This is a genomic window from Robertmurraya korlensis (assembly GCF_023715225.1).
Lineage (GTDB): Bacteria > Bacillota > Bacilli > Bacillales > Cytobacillaceae > Robertmurraya_A.
Genome location: NZ_JAMBNS010000002.1, coordinates 207,679 through 226,725, shown reverse-complemented (window position 1 = coordinate 226,725; position 19,047 = coordinate 207,679). Strand labels below are relative to the sequence as shown.

General features: G+C 37.9%; 23 protein-coding genes. All 23 read left to right on the top strand.

The genetic code is table 11. From position 1 onward, the window contains the following. Position 1: 1 nt before the first annotated feature. The 23 genes from flgD to M3175_RS05430 all read left to right on the top strand — a co-directional run bounded on the left by flgD (position 2) and on the right by M3175_RS05430 (position 19,047). Complete coding sequence (gene flgD / locus M3175_RS05535; RefSeq protein WP_251515716.1) at positions 2–634, top strand: flagellar hook assembly protein FlgD; 633 nt, start codon at positions 2–4, stop codon at positions 632–634. Positions 635–647: 13 nt separating this feature from the next. Continuing rightward, complete coding sequence (locus tag M3175_RS05530; RefSeq protein WP_251515714.1) at positions 648–1,031, top strand: TIGR02530 family flagellar biosynthesis protein; 384 nt, start codon at positions 648–650, stop codon at positions 1,029–1,031. Between the two features lie 79 nt (positions 1,032–1,110). After that, positions 1,111–2,283 (top strand): flagellar hook protein FlgE, encoded by a 1,173-nt coding sequence (locus M3175_RS05525; protein ID WP_251515712.1) that lies wholly within the window; start codon positions 1,111–1,113, stop codon positions 2,281–2,283. 50 nt (positions 2,284–2,333) lie between these two features. Then, positions 2,334–2,558: a flagellar FlbD family protein gene (locus M3175_RS05520; protein ID WP_251515710.1), complete on the top strand. Its 225-nt coding sequence runs from the start codon at positions 2,334–2,336 to the stop codon at positions 2,556–2,558. Further along, positions 2,545–2,973, top strand: a complete 429-nt coding sequence (fliL, locus tag M3175_RS05515; protein WP_251515709.1) for a flagellar basal body-associated protein FliL — start codon at positions 2,545–2,547, stop codon at positions 2,971–2,973. Before M3175_RS05520 ends, fliL begins: the two co-directional genes overlap by 14 nt. Before the next feature lie 40 nt (positions 2,974–3,013). Further along, entirely contained in the window at positions 3,014–4,012 is a 999-nt protein-coding gene (fliM, locus tag M3175_RS05510) for a flagellar motor switch protein FliM (protein WP_251515707.1), read from the top strand. After that, positions 4,002–5,291: a flagellar motor switch phosphatase FliY gene (fliY, locus tag M3175_RS05505; RefSeq protein WP_251516266.1), complete on the top strand. Its 1,290-nt coding sequence runs from the start codon at positions 4,002–4,004 to the stop codon at positions 5,289–5,291. Before fliM ends, fliY begins: the two co-directional genes overlap by 11 nt. A 21-nt stretch (positions 5,292–5,312) precedes the next feature. After that, the gene (gene cheY / locus M3175_RS05500; protein WP_066053291.1) at positions 5,313–5,675 is read left to right on the top strand and encodes a chemotaxis protein CheY; all 363 of its coding nucleotides are present in this window, start codon (positions 5,313–5,315) and stop codon (positions 5,673–5,675) included. A 25-nt stretch (positions 5,676–5,700) separates the two neighbouring features. Further along, positions 5,701–6,378 carry a flagellar biosynthetic protein FliO gene (locus tag M3175_RS05495; protein ID WP_251515704.1) on the top strand — a complete coding sequence of 226 codons (678 nt, stop codon included), beginning with the start codon at positions 5,701–5,703 and terminating at the stop codon, positions 6,376–6,378. After that, entirely contained in the window at positions 6,375–7,040 is a 666-nt protein-coding gene (gene fliP / locus M3175_RS05490; RefSeq protein ID WP_119707550.1) for a flagellar type III secretion system pore protein FliP, read from the top strand. The genes M3175_RS05495 and fliP overlap by 4 nt, the downstream gene beginning before the upstream one ends. A gap of 13 nt (positions 7,041–7,053) precedes the next feature. Continuing rightward, positions 7,054–7,323 (top strand): flagellar biosynthesis protein FliQ, encoded by a 270-nt coding sequence (gene fliQ, locus M3175_RS05485; RefSeq protein WP_119707551.1) that lies wholly within the window; start codon positions 7,054–7,056, stop codon positions 7,321–7,323. Between the two features lie 2 nt (positions 7,324–7,325). Continuing rightward, entirely contained in the window at positions 7,326–8,102 is a 777-nt protein-coding gene (gene fliR, locus M3175_RS05480) for a flagellar biosynthetic protein FliR (protein WP_251515702.1), read from the top strand. A gap of 1 nt (position 8,103) precedes the next feature. Next, positions 8,104–9,186 (top strand): flagellar biosynthesis protein FlhB, encoded by a 1,083-nt coding sequence (gene flhB / locus M3175_RS05475; protein ID WP_251515700.1) that lies wholly within the window; start codon positions 8,104–8,106, stop codon positions 9,184–9,186. A gap of 33 nt (positions 9,187–9,219) precedes the next feature. Further along, positions 9,220–11,256 (top strand): flagellar biosynthesis protein FlhA, encoded by a 2,037-nt coding sequence (flhA, locus tag M3175_RS05470; protein ID WP_251515698.1) that lies wholly within the window; start codon positions 9,220–9,222, stop codon positions 11,254–11,256. After that, positions 11,253–11,969, top strand: coding sequence for a flagellar biosynthesis protein FlhF (locus M3175_RS25055; RefSeq protein WP_306663942.1), 717 nt, complete (start codon positions 11,253–11,255; stop codon positions 11,967–11,969). Before flhA ends, M3175_RS25055 begins: the two co-directional genes overlap by 4 nt. A gap of 5 nt (positions 11,970–11,974) precedes the next feature. Beyond that, positions 11,975–12,454 (top strand): flagellar biosynthesis protein FlhF, encoded by a 480-nt coding sequence (locus M3175_RS25050; RefSeq protein WP_371321665.1) that lies wholly within the window; start codon positions 11,975–11,977, stop codon positions 12,452–12,454. A 3-nt stretch (positions 12,455–12,457) separates the two neighbouring features. Further along, positions 12,458–13,321: a MinD/ParA family protein gene (locus M3175_RS05460; RefSeq protein WP_251515696.1), complete on the top strand. Its 864-nt coding sequence runs from the start codon at positions 12,458–12,460 to the stop codon at positions 13,319–13,321. 9 nt (positions 13,322–13,330) lie between these two features. Then, entirely contained in the window at positions 13,331–14,410 is a 1,080-nt protein-coding gene (locus tag M3175_RS05455) for a protein-glutamate methylesterase/protein-glutamine glutaminase (protein ID WP_251515694.1), read from the top strand. A gap of 19 nt (positions 14,411–14,429) precedes the next feature. After that, the gene (locus tag M3175_RS05450) at positions 14,430–16,475 is read left to right on the top strand and encodes a chemotaxis protein CheA (RefSeq protein ID WP_251515693.1); all 2,046 of its coding nucleotides are present in this window, start codon (positions 14,430–14,432) and stop codon (positions 16,473–16,475) included. Positions 16,476–16,520: 45 nt separating this feature from the next. Continuing rightward, entirely contained in the window at positions 16,521–16,991 is a 471-nt protein-coding gene (locus tag M3175_RS05445; RefSeq protein WP_251515691.1) for a chemotaxis protein CheW, read from the top strand. A 4-nt stretch (positions 16,992–16,995) separates the two neighbouring features. Further along, positions 16,996–17,637, top strand: coding sequence for a chemotaxis protein CheC (locus M3175_RS05440; protein ID WP_251515689.1), 642 nt, complete (start codon positions 16,996–16,998; stop codon positions 17,635–17,637). After that, positions 17,630–18,127: a chemotaxis protein CheD gene (locus tag M3175_RS05435; protein ID WP_251515687.1), complete on the top strand. Its 498-nt coding sequence runs from the start codon at positions 17,630–17,632 to the stop codon at positions 18,125–18,127. Before M3175_RS05440 ends, M3175_RS05435 begins: the two co-directional genes overlap by 8 nt. A 158-nt stretch (positions 18,128–18,285) precedes the next feature. Continuing rightward, positions 18,286–19,047, top strand: a complete 762-nt coding sequence (locus tag M3175_RS05430) for a FliA/WhiG family RNA polymerase sigma factor (RefSeq protein WP_251515684.1) — start codon at positions 18,286–18,288, stop codon at positions 19,045–19,047.

Sequence of the window (19,047 nt, the reverse complement as noted above, 5' to 3'; positions counted from 1 at the left end):
AATGGCAAACACGATTAATTCATCTCTTTTACTATCAAACTATCAAGCTACTCAGCGTAAAACCGGTTCAGATACATTAGGAAAAGATGATTTCTTAAAAATCTTAATGACTCAATTGCAAAATCAAGATCCTTTAAATCCTATGCAGGATAAAGACTTTATTGCACAGATGGCTACTTTTACAAGTCTTGAACAAATGACGAATATGAATAAGTCCATTACATCATTAGTTAGCGCTCAGGAACAATCCCAATTGATTTCTTACAGTCAATTCATCGGGAAAGAGGTTAGCTGGCATAAGCTTACTGAATCAAAAGATGGAAGTTCTGTTATTGAACAAGGTACAGGAAAGATTGCATCTCTGAAATTTACTGATGGAGTAGCTACCTTCTTGTTAGAGGACGGAACAAGCTTAACATCTGGAAACATTTCGCAAATCAACGATACAAAAGGCGACACCATGCTTTTGCAAGCCAGTATGATGATAGGCAAAATGGTTACTTATTCTTCTGAAAACAATGAAGTAAAGCAAGCTAAGGTAACTTCCGTTTCTTTTAAAGATGGGAAATCATTATTTCAGTTAGAAAATGGAGAGAGCGTGTCAAGCACTAGCATTACAAAAATAGAAGCGTAAAGGAATGGTTTGAATGGACAAGTCTATGTTTAGACCGATTCATTCGCAGCCGATTAGTAACCATCAACTAAGATCGGTTACATCTAAACCTACGAGCACGGACTATTTCTCACAGCATTTACAAGAAGCATTACAACCAGAAAAACTAACGTTAAGTAAACATGCAAAAGAACGAATGTCCCAAAGGGGAATTCAAATTGATGAGGCCAAGTGGAGTCAAATTCAAGAGAAAGTTAATGAAGCGAAGAAAATGGGTGTCAAAGATTCGCTCGTATTGTTACAGGATGCAGCCCTTATTATCAGTGCAAAGAATAATACAGTGATAACGGCTATGGATCGGCAGGAAGCAACTGCGCAAATTTTTACAAATATCAATGGAACAATTATCTTAGAATAAATATTTTGGCTGGACCAATTGGAGGCCAACAAGCTACGGACCGATAGAAGTGGCTTACTATGAAAGGGGAAACGAAATCATGCTACGTTCGATGTATTCAGGAATTAGTGGAATGAAAAACTTCCAAACTAAGTTAGATGTAATTGGTAACAATATTGCAAACGTAAATACGTATGGCTTCAAAAAAGGTCGTGTAACATTTAAAGATACAATGAATCAAATGGTATCTGGTGCAAGTGCTGCACAAGACAATCGTGGAGGTAAAAACCCAATTCAAGTGGGGCTTGGTTCTACATTAGCAACAATTGATACAATCCATACTCAATCAAGTTTACAAACAACAGGTCGCTCACTTGACTTAGCGATATCAGGTGATGGTTATTTCATCGTAAACCAAGGTGATGCAAAGTTCTATACAAGAGCAGGTAACTTCTACTTAGATGATAATGGTACATTAGTAAATGGTGATGGCTACAAAGTACAAGCATTCACAGTGAATGCAAACGGAAACGCTACGAATCAGCTTGGTGATGTGGCAGTTAACGTAAATGCTGTTTTACCAGCAGTTAAAACTTCTAAGATTGAGTTTTCAGGAAACCTTTCATTGGATTCTGTGATTGGAGGCACTCCATTTACTCAACAAATTCAAATTGTAGACGCCAATGGTAATACTAGACGTGCTGATGTTCATTTTGTAAAAGCAAGTGCAACAGAATGGAATGTTTTTGTAGATAAGCCAACTACTGACCCTTCACCATTAGTAGTTACATTTGACCCAACAACAGGGGATTCTACAACTAATCAAATTAATGTAAATGGTATTGATATAGACTTTTCGAAATTAACACAGAATACAGGAAGCACAAACGCACTTGTGAACCCAGACGGTAATACGGAAGGATCACTTGAAAGCTTTAACATTGGTTCTCTAGGAGAAGTGAATGGAGTATATTCAAACGGCTTAGTTAGAACTCTTGGTATTCTTGCTCTTGCTAAATTCAGCAACTCATCAGGTTTAACAAAGGCTGGCGGAAACCTTTTCCAAGAGTCCATTAACTCTGGTGTGGCAAACATTAATGTAGCAGGTGAAGGTAGAGGTTCAATCGCAGCTGGTACATTAGAAATGTCAAACGTTGACTTATCCGAAGAATTTACTGAGATGATCTCTGCACAAAGAGGATTCCAAGCAAATACACGTATTATTACAACTTCAGACGAAATCTTACAAGAACTTGTAAACTTAAAACGATAAGCTAAGGGAGGGATAGGGTTGAGACCAAACTCTCAACCCTAATAATAGCCGTGATTAAAGTAACCCGCCTAAATGGCAAACCATTCATGTTAAACGCTGTTTATATCGAAACAATCGAATCTTTTCCCGATACGACCATCACACTTTCAAACGGGCGGAAATATGTCGTAAAAGAGGCAGAGGATCAAGTTTATGAAGCAATACAGAAGTTTTATCAATCTGTCAACCTTTTAGGACGGCTTCAGGTGGAGGATAAAGAAAATGAAGAAAAATAAGCTAGTCATGATTATGGCAATCTTGCTAGTCGCAATCACACTGGTTGGTGCCATAGCAGTTGTAGTGATTCTTAAGGTAACTGGGGAAGATAAAGAAACGGAATTGACCATTGATGAAGTGTTAGAAGCATCCGTAGACATACCTCAAATGACAGCAAATCTTGCTAGTAATGACTTTATTCGTATCTCATTCAAAATTCAAACAGATAGTGTAGAAGCAAAAGAAGAATTAGAAAAAAGAGATTTCCAGGTGAAAAATATCATTATCTTAGAGCTATCTGAAAAAAATGCTGCGGATTTAAAAGGTAAAGAAGGCCAGCAAAAGCTGGAGAGTGACTTGAAAACAAAGATTTCTGAGATCATGCAAGAAGGAAAAGTAGAGCATGTATATATTACTGAATCTCTCCTCCAGTAAGAATGGCAACCTTAGAGAGGAAGAACGGAGGTGAGGAAATTTGTCAGGTGAAGTACTCTCACAAAGTGAAATAGATGCTCTCCTATCGGCCCTTTCAACAGGGGAAATGGATGCGGATGAGTTAAAAAAGGAGCAATCCGAGAAGAAAGTTCGCGTGTATGACTTTAAAAGAGCATTAAGATTTTCAAAAGATCAAATCCGTAGTTTAACGCGAATACACGAAAATTTTGCCCGTCTTTTAACCACATACTTCTCTGCTCAATTACGTACGTATGTGCAAATATCTGTTGCATCAGCAGACCAAATTCCTTATGAGGAATTTATTCGCTCCATTCCGAAAATGACAATCTTAAACGTTTTCGAGGTTCCGCCACTCGAAGGAAGAATCTTAATGGAAGTGAATCCAAATATTGCTTATGCCATGCTAGACCGCCTTATGGGTGGAAGAGGGTCTAGTATCAATAAAGTAGAGAATTTAACAGAAATCGAAACAAAGATCATGTCTAATACATTTGAAAAATCCTTTGAAAACTTACAGGAAGCTTGGTCTACAATTTCAGAAATCGATCCATATTTAGCTGCGTTTGAGGTGAATCCTCAATTTTTGCAAATGGTATCTCCAAATGAGACGGTGGTTGTGATTTCTCTTAATACCGTGATTGGGGAAACAACTGGAATGATTAATATTTGTATTCCACATGTCGTGTTAGAACCAATCATTCCAAAGCTTTCTGTTCACTACTGGATGCAAACAGAAAAGAAAGAAAGAGAACCACAAGAAATTGCTCAATTAGAAAAAAGAATTCAGACAGCTACTGTCCCTATTTCAGCAGAGCTTGGACATTCGGAAATTTCCATCCAAGATTTCCTTATGCTAGATATAGGTGATGTAATTGAGTTGAATCAGGCAATTGATGGTGCATTAACGATAAAAGTTGGAGATATACCTAAATTCTTAGCTCAACCAGGAAAAGTAAATAAAAAGCTTGCAGTGCAAGTATTAGAGACATTGAAGGGAGGAGACGATGATGGTGAGTGATGGCATGCTTTCACAAGATGAAATAGATGCTCTTCTAAGAGGAACAGATGAATCTGATAATGATATGGCTAAGGAAGAAGCCATTAATGTGGAAGATTATCTTTCTTCAATGGAACAAGATGCTCTTGGGGAAATTGGTAATATTTCGTTTGGTAGTTCAGCAACAGCACTATCAACTCTTCTAAATCAAAAAGTAGATATTACAACACCTACTGTAGTTGTCATACCTAAGAGTAGACTGGAAGAGGAATTTCCACAACCATATGTTGCGATACAAGTGAGTTATACAGAAGGGTTTTCAGGAACGAATCTTTTGGTAATTCAACAGTCTGATGCAGCGATTATAGCTGATTTAATGTTAGGTGGAGATGGGATACAACCAGCCGACCTCATGGGAGAAATTCAATTAAGTGCAGTGCAAGAAGCGATGAATCAAATGATGGGTTCTTCAGCTACATCGATGTCGACCATTTTTAGTAAAAAGGTAGATATCTCACCGCCTTCAATTGACATATTAAATGTACTTGAAGGGGAAGGGACAGACAGACTTCCAGTCGATGATATGTTAGTAAAGATATCTTTCAGACTTAAAGTGGGCGAATTAATTGACTCAAGTATCATGCAATTGGTGCCATTAGAGTTTGCAAAAGGTCTAGTGGAAGAATTGTTAAATCCGAGTCCCACAAATGAAATAGAATCAGGTAAAATAGAGGATACGAATGCTCATAGGGCCAATGACCTAGTGGAGCCTTCACCAATTCCTAATGCATCACATCAACAACCTCCAATGCAAGGAGGGTATGGTGGGCAAATGCAACCACCTACACAAACTTATCCGAATCAGGAACAATGGGCTCAAGTACCATCACCTGGGGGTTACCAAGCACCACCAAGTCAGGCATACCCACAAGGACCACAGCATTTTGGTTCACCATATGCATCAATGGGGGCTCAACCAAATGTTCAACCAGCAAGTTTTTCAAGCTTTGAGCAATATCCGCCACTTCAGCAATCAGAGTCTAAAAATCTTGATATGCTGTTAGATATTCCTCTTCAGGTAACAGTTGAGCTTGGTCGTACGAGACGCTCAGTTAAAGAAATTCTTGAGTTATCTTCAGGTTCAATTATTGAATTGGACAAACTAGCAGGAGAACCAGTGGATATTCTTGTAAATAATCGCCTTATTGCAAAAGGTGAGGTTGTTGTTATTGATGAGAACTTTGGTGTTCGCGTAACAGACATCATTAGTCAGAGTGATCGAATAAAAAAACTAAGATAATCTTTTGGGGGTAAAATTTTCATGGCACATAAAATTCTTATTGTTGACGATGCTGCATTTATGCGAATGATGATAAAGGACATACTATCGAAGAATGGATATGAAGTTGTTGGAGAAGCGGCTGACGGAGCTCAAGCAGTTGAGAAATATAAAGAGACAAGCCCAGACCTAGTGACTATGGATATCACGATGCCAGAAATGGATGGAATTACTGCATTAAAGGAAATTAAAAAGATTAATCCGAATGCAAAGGTCATTATGTGTTCAGCTATGGGTCAGCAGGCCATGGTTATTGATGCAATCCAAGCTGGAGCAAAGGACTTTATCGTAAAACCATTCCAAGCGGATCGTGTAATTGAAGCAATCTCAAAAACACTTGGTTAATAATTAAAATTAGAGGTGCAGCGCATTGCAAAAAGGAATGTTATTCTTCAAAGTGTTGCTTCTAGTACTTATTGCTTTGCTGGGCTCCAATCAAGGAGCCTTCGCAGAGCAATTTAACAGTATTAAGGACTGCTTAGAGGACGAAAGCAAATGTAGTGAAGATCAATTGAAAGAAGTAGAAAATAATGAGGAAACTACAACAGATAATAATGAAGCTACACCAACTGTTGGTTTGACCTTCTGGGACTTCTTAAAAATGATTTTTGCAACCATATTTGTCATTGCATTATTGTATGCAGTATTAAAATTTATCAATAAAAGAAGTCGTTCCTTCTCGAGTAATCAACTTGTTGAGAATTTAGGTGGAACAGCGTTAGGAACCAATCGTTCCATTCAAATTGTGAAAATAGGCAATCGTGTGTTAGTGGTAGGAGTAGGCGAGGACGTAAAGCTTCTAAAAGAGATCGATGATGACGAAGAAGCGCGTCAAATCATTGAAGATTATAACCATCGTATGGACCAGCTTGTTCAACCAAGCGATATTGTGACAAAGCTAATTGAAAGAACGCGAAATATAAAACAAGGCACGAGTAGAGAAGAAACGTCATTTTCCTCTACATTAAAAGCTCAGCTTGAGGAACTCTCTAAAGGGAGGAAAAAGCTTTTTGATGAAATGGAAAAGAAAGGGTCAGACAAGCGATGAATGAATTTATGGAGTTTTTTAACGGAAGCGATCCTGAAAATGTGTCTACCTCAGTAAGGCTACTGTTAATGCTAACCGTTCTTTCCTTGGCTCCTAGTATTTTGGTTCTGATGACTTCCTTTGTCCGAATTGTAATCGTTCTTTCCTTTGTCAGAACGGCGCTTGCTACGCAACAAATGCCACCGAATCAAGTGTTAATTGGATTAGCTTTATTTTTAAGCTTTTTTATCATGGCGCCAACCTTCCAAGAAGTCAATGATCAAGCGTTAACGCCATTATTTAATGAAGAAATCAATCTTGAAGAAGCTTATTCAAGAGCTTCCTTGCCACTAAAGGAATTCATGAGTGCGCATACAAGGCAAAAAGATTTGGCTCTTTTTCTTGAATATTCAAAGGCTGAGCGTCCAGAAACGGTTGCGGATATTCCTTTAACCACGCTTGTGCCTGCGTTTGCAATCAGTGAGATAAAGACAGCATTTCAAATAGGTTTTATGATTTTCATTCCTTTTCTAGTAATCGATATGGTTGTTGCAAGTGTGTTAATGTCCATGGGGATGATGATGCTTCCACCAGTTATGATTTCTTTGCCATTTAAAATATTGCTATTTGTTTTAGTAGACGGTTGGTACTTAGTGGTTAAATCACTACTAGATAGCTTCTAAGAAGGTGATTGGATTGACTCCAGATAGTGTAATTACCATTGCAGAACAGGGGATTTGGATGGTCATAATGATTTGTGGACCCCTGCTTGCATTGGCATTAATAGTAGGCTTAATCGTAAGCATATTCCAAGCAACTACACAAATCCAGGAACAAACGCTTGCTTTCGTACCAAAAATAGTTGCAGTTTTGCTAGGATTAGTATTTTTTGGCCCCTGGATGCTAAGTCATATGCTATCTTATGCAAACGAAATCTTTACTAATTTAACAAGGTATGTGGGATAACCATGGTAGACTTTCTTCCAACGTTCCCGGCATTTTTATTAGTGTTTGTACGTGTTACATCTTTTTTCTTATTAATGCCCTTATTTTCTTATCGTTCAATTCCGACTACTCATAAGGTTGGACTGGGCTTTTTCTTGTCATGGATTATGATTTTTACATTTGATGCACCGGTTTTAGAAATAAACGGTGCTTACTTTTTATTAATTATTAAAGAGGCAATGATTGGTATTATGTTAGGTTTTATCTCTTATGTCATTATGGCGGCCATTCAAATAGCTGGTGGCTTTATTGACTTTCAAATGGGGTTAGCAATTGCAAATGTGATTGACCCTCAGACGGGAACTCAGAGTCCATTAATGGGACAATATTTATATACGATATCATTGTTCTTTTTATTGGCATTAAACGGGCATCATCTTTTACTTGATGGAATTTATTTTAGTTATCAATTCATACCATTGGATCAAGCTTGGATTCCATTAGGAGATGCAAGTATCCCTAATTACATTCTTACATCCATTTCAAAAATGTTTGGCGTAGCCCTCCAATTATCCATACCGATTGTTGGAAGTCTATTTTTGGTCGATGTTGCCCTCGGAATTGTAGCAAGGACAGTACCACAGCTAAATATTTTTGTAGTGGGTCTTCCCTTAAAATTAGGTGTTGGTTTTATTGTTCTTATTGCTGTGATGAGTATATTAATGGGTGCTGTTGCAACACTATTTGAAACTATGTTAACAACAATGAGAGGGTTAATGGAATTGATAGGGGGTCTGTAGCTTGAAAACCCTACGTTTAGATTTACAATTCTTTTCAGGGGAAAAAACAGAAAAGGCTACCCCAAAGAAACGGCAGGAATCTCGTAAGAAAGGTCAGGTGGCTAAAAGTCAGGATGTGAATACAGCCGTTGTCTTACTTGCTGTATTCTTGTTCCTTTTCTTTGCAGGTGGATATTTTAAGGATATCATTTTTCGTTTATTTCAACATTCCTTCCAAGAATATATGAAGCTAGAGATAACCGAAAGCAATATTCAAATGATGTTTCTTGAAATTCTTAGTGAAATGGTTCTTATTTTAGCACCAATTATGGCGGTAGCTATGGTAGCTGGCGTTGCATCTAATTTTGCTCAATTTGGATTTCTCTTCTCGACAGAAGCGATTCAACCTAAGCTTGAAAAGCTTGATCCGATCAAGGGAGCAAAGAATATTTTTTCAATGCGGGCGATTGTAGAGCTTCTAAAGTCTATGTTGAAAATTAGTTTTGTTGGCGGAGTTACTTTTGCAGTACTTTGGAATCGGAAGGAAGACATTTTAATACTGTCACAAAAGTCCATAGGTGCTTCTATGGTTACGTTAGCTGGTTTAACGGTACAAATGGGATTGATTGCTTCTGCCGCGCTTTTATTTCTTTCCATTCTTGATTATATGTATCAAAAATACGATTTCGAAAAAAAGATTCGAATGTCTAAACAAGATATAAAAGATGAGTATAAGAACATCGAAGGAAACCCTGAAATAAAAGGGAAAATTAAGCAAAAACAACGTGAAATGGCAATGAGAAGAATGATGCAGGATGTTCCAACTGCGGACGTTGTTATTACAAATCCAACTCATTACGCTATTTGCTTAAAATATGATGAAAATAAGCAGGATGCTCCATTTGTAGTTGCCAAGGGAGTAGATTTTATGGCTCAAAAAATTAAGATGATTGCTAAAGAGCATGATGTCATTATGATGGAAAACCGTCCGCTAGCAAGAGCATTGTACAGTCAAGCAGAAATTGGAGAAGCAATTCCAGAGGAGTTTTTTAAGGCAGTTGCAGAAATTCTAGCATTTGTTTATAAAACAAAGCAAAAGATATAAAGATATTATTGTATTACTTGAGGAGAGATAGTGATGTCAGGACGAGATTTATCGGTAGTAGTAGGCGTAATATTAATTGTCGCGATGCTCATTATCCCTTTCCCAACATGGTTATTAAGCATACTAATTATGCTGAATATTTCATTGGCTCTTCTTGTGCTGTTAAATAGTATGAATATGAAGGAACCTCTACAATTTTCTGTTTTCCCATCCTTGTTATTACTGTTAACGCTTTATAGATTGGGGCTTAACGTATCAACAACAAGGGCAATCCTTACACATGGGGAAGCAGGTGGAGTGGTTGAAACCTTTGGATCTTTCGTAGTTGGTGGAAATGTAATTGTTGGGATTGTTGTTTTTATTATTCTTGTTATTATTCAATTCATTGTTATTACAAAAGGATCTGAACGTGTATCTGAGGTTGCAGCGAGATTTACACTTGATGCTATGCCTGGTAAGCAAATGAGTATAGATGCAGACTTAAACGCAGGAATGATATCTGAACATGAGGCTAAAGATCGTCGTGAAAAAGTTAGTAGGGAAGCAGATTTTTATGGAGCGATGGATGGAGCAAGTAAGTTTGTTAAGGGAGATGCCATTGCCGGGATCATTATCGTAATGATCAACTTGATTTTCGGAATTGTAGTCGGTGTGACCCAACTAGGTCTACCTATAGCTGATGCAGCAAAACAATTTTCTTTATTAACCGTAGGAGATGGAATTGTAAGTCAGCTGCCTGCATTATTAATATCCACTGCGACGGGTATAGTTGTAACAAGAGCTGCTTCAGATGGGAATTTAGGAACAGATATTACTGGTCAGTTAATGGCTTATCCAAAAATGTTATATATTACCGGTGGAACAATCTTTATACTTGGCCTATTTACACCGATAGAAGATATATTAACCATTCCAATCGCAGGACTTTTAGTATTTGGTGGATATATGTTCTCGAGAGTTCCTAAGCAGGACATCACAGAGATTCAAGAGATGGAAGAAGAAATTCAAACAGATGAAATGAAGAAGCCAGAAAGTGTGGTCAGCCTGCTTAATGTAGACCCCATTGAATTTGAATTTGGTTATGGGTTAATCCCTTTAGCTGATTCGAATCAGGGTGGAGATTTACTCGATCGAATTGTTATGATCCGTAGACAGTTGGCAATCGAACTTGGTCTTGTAATACCTGTTGTACGAATCCGAGACAATATTCAGCTTCAACCAAATGAATATCGTTTGAAAATCAAGGGTAGTGAAATGGCAAGAGGTGAGCTGTTATTGGATCATTACTTAGCAATGAGCCCGGGAATTGATGACGATAGTATCGAGGGAATTGATACGGTAGAGCCTTCGTTTGGCTTACCAGCTAAATGGATTACTGAGGAAGTAAAAGAGCAAGCGGAAATTTTCGGATATACAGTTGTCGATCCTCCTTCAGTAGTTTCAACTCATATTACTGAAGTCATAAAAAACAACGCACATGAGTTACTGGGGAGACAGGAAACAAAGCAGTTAATCGATCATTTAAAAGAAAGCTATCCGATATTAGTAGAAGAGGTTACACCTAATCCTTTAACAGTAGGTGAAATTCAAAAAGTACTTGGAAAGCTTCTTCGTGAAAATGTATCGGTCAGAAACTTACCAATTATATTTGAAACACTTGCCGACTTTGGAAAGGTAACTACCGATACCGATTTGCTAACTGAATACGTTCGACAAGCACTAGCGCGACAAATTACCAATCAATACCGTGCCGGTGGTCAAACAATTCGTGTAGTGACTGTTTCGGGGAAAATTGAGAAGCTAATTGTTGATAACATTCAACAAACAGAGCATGGGAACTACTTAGCACTGGACCCTTCTGTATCACAATCTATTTTAGAATCACTAGCTACTCAGGTAGAACAGCTTTCTATTATGGAACAATCGCCAATTGTGCTATGCTCACCGGCTGTAAGAATGTACGTTAGACAATTAACAGAACGATATTTTCCACAGATACCGATTCTCTCATACAATGAGCTTGAAGCGAATGTAGAAGTACAAAGCGTTGGGGTGGTGAATATAGATTGAAGGTAAAAAAATATACAGCTCCAACCATGCCTGAAGCAATGAAGCAAATTCGAGCGGAGCTTGGAAACGATGCAGTTATTTTAAATTCTAAGATTGTCACAACCGGAGGATTCTTAGGGTTTTTTAAAAAAGAAAATATTGAAGTCATTGCGGCCATTGATGAAGTGGTTCAAGCCGAAAGAAAAATGCAACTTGAACAACCAAAGGTAAAGGTAAAACCTATTGTGAAGCCCATGCCGACAATAGTAGATAGAGAAGAGGTTCCATTACCAATTAGGAATGTAGAACCTTCTATCCATAAGCAATCGATAAGTGAAGGGAATAAACAGCTTGACGGGGATATGCTTGCAGAAATAGCAGGATTAAAAAAGATGCTACAAACAATCACAGAGCAACAACCCGATCTTCCTCTTCCTGAGCCTGTACAGAAGTGTGGGCAGCGGTTGCTTGATCAGGAAGTTCCAAAAGACATAAGAGATGAACTTGTTACTTCCCTTCTCCAAAAATGGTATGCAAATGGTTCGGAGGCAAACGATCGAGAAGTTAATAAGTGGTTACGCCAAGAATTATTCGATCGGTTAAGTACTCTTTCATTTGGTGGAATAACCTTTACGAAAAAATATATAAACCTTGTCGGACCAACGGGTGTTGGAAAGACGACAACATTAGCCAAAATGGCGGCTGAGTGTGCTCTGAAGTATAAAAAAAGGTAGCGTTAATCACTACCGATACGTATCGAATCGCAGCTATTGATCAGTTAAAAACGTATGCGAAGATTTTAAATGTTCCATTAGAGGTTTGCTACAACCTAGAAGATTACAAGCAAGCGTGTGAAGCGTTTAAGGATTACGATCTTGTATTGATTGATACCGCAGGAAGAAACTTCCGGAATCAACAATATGTTGAGGACTTAAAAAAAGTTGTTGATTTTGAACATGACATGGAAACATATCTTGTGTTGGCTTTAACAGCAAAACAAAAAGACATGATTGATATTTACAAACAATTTTCGTTGATAAAAATTAATAAATTTATATTTACAAAAGCTGATGAAACATCTACATATGGTGCCATGCTCCATATGATGAAAACTAGTCATATCGGTGTGGCCTACATTACAAACGGACAAAATGTACCAGACGATATGATTTCAGCAAATCGTGAGCAAGTAACGAATTTGATACTTGGGGTCGAATAAACCATGAAAGATCAAGCAGAAATGTTAAGACAAAGAATTCAACAAATGAGTGGAAAGCCATCTCCAAAAACCCTCGCAGTCGTGAGTGGAAAGGGTGGAGTTGGGAAATCCAATTTTTCATTAAACTTTTCCATTTCTTTAGCCAGTCGAGGATACAAGGTCCTCCTTTTTGATATGGATGTTGGAATGGGAAATATAGATATTTTAATTGGTCAGTCTGCATCTTCCTCAATCGTAGACTATTTTGAAGGACGAAGAACACTGTCTGAAATTGTTTCTACTGGCCCACATGGGTTACATTATGTTGCTGGTGGAACAGGTTTAACTCATTTTGTTAATATGGACAAGCCGGTTCACATGAAGTTTACAGAAGATTTGTCAAATCTTCTTTCAGATTATGAATACATCCTTTTTGATATGGGGGCAGGTGCCACAAAAGAAACGGTGCCTTTTATCCTCGCAGTGGATGAAGTGCTTGTGGTTACAACACCCGAACCAACGTCAATTACGGATGCATATGCAATGATGAAACATATTCATTTACATGATTCGAGTCTGCCATTTTTGCTTATCGTCAATAGAGTACATTCCGATAATGAAGGAATGGAAACATTTAAACGATTACGAACTGTAGTCAATCGATTTTTAAACCGTGAAATTATCGAGTTCGGTATGATACCGGATGATCGTCAGGTTCATCATGCGGTAACGAAACAAACGCCATTTATTTTTAACGAGAGAGCACCAGCTGCTAAAGCGGTACAACAAATGACGAGTCGTTTTGAGGCAAGACAATTTGAAACAATTTCTGATAAGCCTAAGACGCATTTTGTTTCAAAACTAAAGCGATTTTTGTTTGAAAGGTAGTGCTTGTTTATGAGCAAAATTAAAGTGCTTATTGTGGATGATTCGGCATTTATGAGAAAGCTCATTCAAGATTTTTTAACCGAGGATCCAAGAATGACTGTTGTTGGCTCAGCAAGAAATGGTGAAGAAGCAATAAAAAAAGTAAAAGAACTTGAGCCAGATGTAGTAACATTGGACGTTGAAATGCCGATATTAAATGGGATTGAAGCATTAAAACGAATCATGACTGAGAAACCAACTCCAGTCGTCATGCTCTCAAGTACAACAAAACAGGGAGCCGAAAACACGATACTAGCTATTCAATATGGTGCAACTGATTTTATTACAAAGCCATCAGGTGCGATTTCACTAGACTTGCATAAAGTGAAGGAAGAATTGGTAGAAAAGGTAGTGTCTGCAAGTAAAGCCAATATAAAGCAGCTTGTGAAGGCGGATAGTCAGGAAAAAAACACTGTAAAAAAGCATATTGAATATAGTAAAATAGAACCGAGTAAAAAGCATCAATTCAATGCTTTGTCAGGAAAAAAACTCGTCTGTATAGGTACATCTACGGGTGGGCCACGAGCGCTACAACAAGTAATAACGAAGCTACCAAGTACAATTGATGCTCCTATTTTAGTAGTACAGCATATGCCAGCCGGATTTACGAAGAGTCTGGCTGTAAGATTAGATTCTCTCTCAGAGGTTCATGTCAAAGAAGCTGAAGAAGGAGACATTATACAAAAAGGTACAGTCTATATTGCACCTGGTGGATATCATTTGAAACTCAAATGGGTAGGAGCAAATTTATCGATTCAACTAGATCAGTCCCCACCAAGAAATGGCCATCGTCCCGCTGTAGATGTGATGTTTGAGTCTTGTAGTGAGCTTTCTACCTATGCAAAGATTTCCGTTATCATGACTGGGATGGGATCAGATGGTACAAAAGGACTAATTAAACTGAAAGAAGCGGGGAATGTAGTTGCTATCGCGGAATCCGAGGAAACATCTATCGTTTTTGGAATGCCGAAAGCAGCTATTTCAACCAAGCTAGTAGATGAAGTCAAAAACGTTGATAATATTGCAGAAACAATTATGAAATACGTATAACTCCAAGGAGCTGTTGGGCATGGAAATGAGCCAATATTTAGAGGTTTTTATTGAGGAAAGTAAAGAGCATCTTCAGAACTGTAATGAACGATTACTTGATCTTGAGAAAAATCCAAGTGATCTTAGCATTGTTAATGATATTTTTCGCTCAGCACACACGTTAAAAGGAATGTCAGCAACAATGGGTTATGAAGACTTAGCTAGTCTAACTCATCAAATGGAAAATGTTTTGGACGCCATCCGAAACCAAAAAATATCTGTTACACCTGAAACTCTTGATGTTGTGTTTGAAGCTACAGATGATTTAGAGGCTATGGTGTTTTCGATTGCTGATGGAGGCGATGGAAAACGTGATGTTGCTACAGTAGTGGAAAAGCTTAAGTTAATTGAAAAGGGAGAAAGTCCAGCTATTTCTCAAGGGGCAAAGGAGGTAGCGGCAACATTAGCTCCAGATGCTCCTCGAGAACTAAAAGGTGAATACGATGAGTTTGAGTATACGGTACTACAACAATCAATTGAACAAGGGTTTCAAACGTATGAAATTACGATTGAACTGAGAGAAGACTGCTTGTTGAAAGCTGCAAGAGTTTTCATGGTATTCGAAGTGATTGAGAAACTAGGAGAAGTAATTAAATCGACTCCTTCGGTTGACCAACTAGAAGAGGAACAGTTTGATCAAGAGTTTACAGTAACGATTGTATCAAAAGAACCTATGTCAGATATTCAAAGCAAGGTGATGAAAGTATCTGAGGTTGATAGAGTAGACATTCACCCTATATCCATTGAACAACTCCGTCCAACCACAGAAACAATTTCTGAACCAATCATACAGGAAGTAGTCCTTACAGAAGAAGTAAAAATAGAAGAACCTGTTAAACAAGAGGAACAGAAAAAGCAAACATCGGTGAAACAGGCTAGTAATAAAACCATTCGTGTAAATATTGAGAGACTAGATATTTTGATGAATTTGTTTGAAGAGCTTGTCATTGACAGAGGTAGATTAGAGCAAATCTCTAGGGATCTAAATAATTCAGAGCTTCATGAAACAGTGGAGCGTATGAGCCGAATTTCTGGAGATCTTCAAAATATTATCTTAAATATGCGAATGGTACCAGTTGAGACGGTATTTAACCGTTTTCCAAGAATGGTACGACAATTAGCGCGGGATCTAGGAAAAAAGATTAATTTAGAAATTGTCGGAGCAGAAACAGAACTAGATCGTACCGTAATAGATGAAATCGGTGACCCGCTTGTTCACCTAATTCGAAACGCATTAGATCATGGTGTGGAAACACCTGAGATAAGAAGAGCGAAGGGCAAGAGTGAAGAAGGAACCGTTATTTTAAAGGCTTTCCATAGCGGAAACCATGTGTTTATTGAATTATCAGATGATGGCGCTGGAATTAACAGAGACAGAGTATTAAATAAAGCCTTAAAGAACGGTATTATTACTGAACAGACGGCGGCAACGTTAACAGACAAGCAAGTATATGAACTGATCTTTGCATCAGGTTTCTCGACAGCGGAAAAAATATCCGATGTATCTGGCCGAGGCGTGGGTCTTGATGTGGTGAAAAACACGATTGAATCACTTGGTGGTACTGTGTCAATTGATTCAAAAGAAGGAGAAGGTTCTGTATTCTCCGTTCAACTTCCTCTTACTCTTTCTATTATTTCTGTTATGTTAGTAGAAATTCAGAAGGAAAAATACGCAATTCCGCTTTCTTCAATTATTGAGACGGCAATTGTTAAAAAGGAAGATATTCTGAACGCACACAATCAAAAGGTGATTGATTTCAGAGGGAAAGTCGTCCCACTCCTATTCTTAAAGGATATTTTTGAAGTTCCTGTTTTTGAAGAAGAGGATGAGTTTTTCTCCGTGATTATCGTAAGAAAAGGCGACAAGATGGCAGGCCTTGTGGTTGATTCCTTTATTGGACAGCAAGAAGTTGTGTTAAAGTCGCTAGGAAACTATTTAACAAATGTATTTGCTATTTCAGGAGCAACGATTCTTGGAGACGGACAAGTGGCACTCATTGTAGATTGTAATGCACTAATTAAATAACTACTACTAGTGAGTCTAGCATGTTAGGAAAGAGGGGGAAGTCTCATGAGTGAGACATCAGTAGCAGATTTAAAGCTTATTATCTTCCAATTAAAAGGAAAAGAATATGCGATTCCAGTAAGCAAGGTTCGTTCCATCGAAAAGGTACAGCATATTACTAGAGTCCCTAGTAGCTCGCACTTTGTAAAGGGTGTTATCAATTTAAGAGGAGTTGTTACTCCTATTATAGATCTAAGAAGTCGCTTTGGAATTGAAGAGGAAGCCTATTCTGATAGTACAAGAGTTATTATTGTTACTTTAGAAGATATGGAGGTTGGTTTAATCGTAGATGCAGCCAACGACGTTCTAGATGTTCAAACTGAAGCCATTGAACCTCAGCCAGAAGTGGTCGGAACAGAAGAGGCGAACTATATTAGTGGTGTGGTAAAGGTCGGCAAGCGCTTAATGATCTTACTTGACCTTGAAATGGTCTTAAATCCAGAAGAAGTTAAAGCAACTCAAGGAATAGAAGGATAGCCAAATGGGGTTTATTAGAAATCTTTCTTCTATTCATTTGGACATTTTAAAAGAAATCGGCAATATTGGTGCGGGCCACGCAGCGACTGCTCTTTCTAAACTTTTAAATAAAAAGATTGATATGCAGGTTCCCCATGTTAAAATTGTAACTTTCGATGAGATGATGGAGCTCTCGGGGGGAGCAGATCATGTGGTTGCTGCGGTGTTTCTCCGTATTGAAGGGGAAGCACCTGGCAGTATGTTTTTTGTGTTACCTCCTGAGCAGGCAACGGTCTTCATTAAGCAAATGATTGGTGACGAAGAATTTACTTTTGATCAATTAGCAGAGAATGAAATTGCTACTTCTGCTTTGCAAGAGCTTGGAAATATCTTATCTGGTTCCTATTTGTCTTCATTATCTGATTTTACTGGCCTGGCTTTATATCCATCCGTTCCTGCATTAAGCGTTGACATGGTTGGTGCAATCATAAGTTATGGATTGATTGAACTATCACAGGTAAGTGATTATGCCATAGTTATTGATACAGCGTTAAATGAAGATGATGTTGAAATAAGTGAAAGTGTACGAGGCCACTTCTTGCTGTTGCCTGACCCGGATTCCTTTCATATTATCTTTGAATCTTTAGGAGTTAGGGATAATGGATGAAAAAGTAGAAATCATTAAGGTGGGCATAGCCGATATGAACATAGTATCTGCTCCTAACCGAATTAGAACATCTGGCCTTGGGTCATGCGTGGGAGTTGTCATATATGATCAAGTAAAAGACATTGCTGGCCTTGTTCATATTATGCTCCCCGATTCATCCCTTTCTAAAGCGGGTACGATGAATGTTGCCAAGTTTGCTGATACCGGGGTGAAGGAGCTTGTAAAAAAACTCGTTCAAATAGGCGCAAGACCTTCTTTCCTTAAAGCAAAAATTGCAGGTGGAGCGCAAATGTTTCAATTTAGCAATACAAGTGACATGATGAGAATTGGTCCGAGAAATGTAGAAGCGGTTAAAAGAGAACTGGCTGAGTTAAAAATTGCTATAATGGCAGAGGATGTTGGAGGAAATAGTGGGCGAACCATTGAGTTTTGTCCAAAGTCAAAAATCTTACACATTCGAACTGTTAACAAAGGCACTCAGGAATGGTAGAATGGGAAAGCAATGAACGATCAGCCTTTTATTTGAATGGCTGATTTTTTTTGCAACTAAAAAATCGATTATTGTTTGAAAGAAATAAGGACTGTTTATATTAAGAAAGTATTTAATTTAACGATTGATTTGAACAATGTCGTTTGGAGGAGGAAACCATGGGACAGGCACCTTCGATCGAGGAACAAAACATATGGGAAAAATGGACTTCCAAAAGAGACAGTGATGCTGGTGATTATTTAGTAAGAAAATATATGCCGCTTGTTAGTTATCATGTCCAAAGGATTTCTGTTGGTTTACCGAAGAATGTTTCACGAGATGATTTAAAGAGCTTAGGAATGATTGGTTTATACGATGCGCTTGAAAAATTCGATCCAACAAGGGACTTGAAATTTGATACATATGCGTCCTTTCGTATTCGAGGAGCCATCATTGATGGATTAAGAAAAGAAGATTGGCTCTCTAGGAATACAAGAGATAAAGCCAAACGAATTGAGCAAACGATTGAAAAGTTAGAACAAAAACTAATGAGAAATGTGACTTCTAAAGAAATTGCAGAAGAGCTAAATATGAGCGAAGACGATGTTCACAATACAATGAATGAGCATTTTTTTGCTAATGTTTTATCCATTGATGAGCAACCGGATGGAGAGGAAAAAGACGGAGCTGGATTCTCTTTAAAGGATGAGCGTGCAGAGATACCAGAGGAAACAATTATTAAAAATGAGCTAATTTCAGAGCTATCATCTATGATTTCTCACTTAAATGATAAAGAACAGCTTGTATTAAGCTTGTTCTATCAGGAAGAGTTAACATTAACTGAAATTGGCCAAGTGATGGATTTATCGACGTCAAGAATATCGCAAATACATTCCAAAGCTATATTTAAGCTAAGACAAACCTTGCAAAAAATCGTTTAA

Excerpts from the sequence above, each read along its gene's own strand:
- M3175_RS05450 (WP_251515693.1), top strand. The coding sequence starts at position 14,430 with ATGGAAATGAGCCAATATTTAGAGGTTTTTATTGAGGAAAGTAAAGAG.
- M3175_RS05455 (WP_251515694.1), top strand. The coding sequence starts at position 13,331 with ATGAGCAAAATTAAAGTGCTTATTGTGGATGATTCGGCATTTATGAGA.
- fliL (WP_251515709.1), top strand. The coding sequence starts at position 2,545 with ATGAAGAAAAATAAGCTAGTCATGATTATGGCAATCTTGCTAGTCGCA.
- M3175_RS05445 (WP_251515691.1), top strand. The coding sequence starts at position 16,521 with ATGAGTGAGACATCAGTAGCAGATTTAAAGCTTATTATCTTCCAATTA.
- fliR (WP_251515702.1), top strand. The coding sequence starts at position 7,326 with ATGGTAGACTTTCTTCCAACGTTCCCGGCATTTTTATTAGTGTTTGTA.
- M3175_RS05460 (WP_251515696.1), top strand. The coding sequence starts at position 12,458 with ATGAAAGATCAAGCAGAAATGTTAAGACAAAGAATTCAACAAATGAGT.
- flgD (WP_251515716.1), top strand. The coding sequence starts at position 2 with ATGGCAAACACGATTAATTCATCTCTTTTACTATCAAACTATCAAGCT.
- cheY (WP_066053291.1), top strand. The coding sequence starts at position 5,313 with ATGGCACATAAAATTCTTATTGTTGACGATGCTGCATTTATGCGAATG.
- M3175_RS05440 (WP_251515689.1), top strand. The coding sequence starts at position 16,996 with ATGGGGTTTATTAGAAATCTTTCTTCTATTCATTTGGACATTTTAAAA.
- fliY (WP_251516266.1), top strand. The coding sequence starts at position 4,002 with ATGGTGAGTGATGGCATGCTTTCACAAGATGAAATAGATGCTCTTCTA.
- flhA (WP_251515698.1), top strand. The coding sequence starts at position 9,220 with ATGTCAGGACGAGATTTATCGGTAGTAGTAGGCGTAATATTAATTGTC.
- M3175_RS05530 (WP_251515714.1), top strand. The coding sequence starts at position 648 with ATGGACAAGTCTATGTTTAGACCGATTCATTCGCAGCCGATTAGTAAC.
- M3175_RS05435 (WP_251515687.1), top strand. The coding sequence starts at position 17,630 with ATGGATGAAAAAGTAGAAATCATTAAGGTGGGCATAGCCGATATGAAC.
- M3175_RS05525 (WP_251515712.1), top strand. The coding sequence starts at position 1,111 with ATGCTACGTTCGATGTATTCAGGAATTAGTGGAATGAAAAACTTCCAA.
- M3175_RS05430 (WP_251515684.1), top strand. The coding sequence starts at position 18,286 with ATGGGACAGGCACCTTCGATCGAGGAACAAAACATATGGGAAAAATGG.
- fliP (WP_119707550.1), top strand. The coding sequence starts at position 6,375 with ATGAATGAATTTATGGAGTTTTTTAACGGAAGCGATCCTGAAAATGTG.